The sequence below is a fragment of the Streptomyces doebereineriae genome (assembly GCF_031845645.1).
Lineage (GTDB): Bacteria > Actinomycetota > Actinomycetes > Streptomycetales > Streptomycetaceae > Streptomyces > Streptomyces canus.
The window spans coordinates 1-459 of sequence record NZ_JAVREZ010000266.1 but is presented as its reverse complement, the minus strand read 5'-3'; the positions used below and the strand labels follow the sequence as shown (position 1 = coordinate 459).

1 pseudogene is annotated in these 459 nt (G+C 66.2%); it reads left to right on the top strand.

From position 1 onward, the window contains the following. Positions 1 to 185: 185 nt before the first annotated feature. Positions 186 to 459, top strand: a pseudogene (locus tag RNB18_RS51810) (DUF1998 domain-containing protein); the annotation flags it as partial.

The following is a 459-nucleotide window of genomic DNA, read 5'->3' as shown; positions in this document are numbered from 1 at the left end:
ACCTTCGGCAGGTCGAACGCCTGCGTGAGGCACGTGCACTGATCGGCTTCACGCGGCTTGATGCGCCGGACCCGGAGTCGCCGGAGATCGGTCAGGAAGTACGCCTCTCCCGCACGGCGCAGAACTGGGTGCCGGCCAGTGAAGTCCGCGGTGAGGGCATCTTCCTGCGGGTTCACGACGGGCTCATGGCCGAATGGGTGGCGAGAGTGGAGAAGTCCCCGCAATTGGAGGCCCACAGGGAAGCCTTCGGCCGATTCCGCACCAACCGCAGGTCGGACCGTAAGACCAGCGACTTCGACCCCCTGCACGGGTGGCCCGGAGCGCGCTACATCGCTCTGCACACCCTCTCCCACCTGCTGATCCGTACGATCGCGCTGGAGTGCGGTTACAACTCGGCCTCGCTTGCCGAGCGGATCTACGCGGGGAACGAGGAGGACCCGAGGACGGGGATCCTCATCT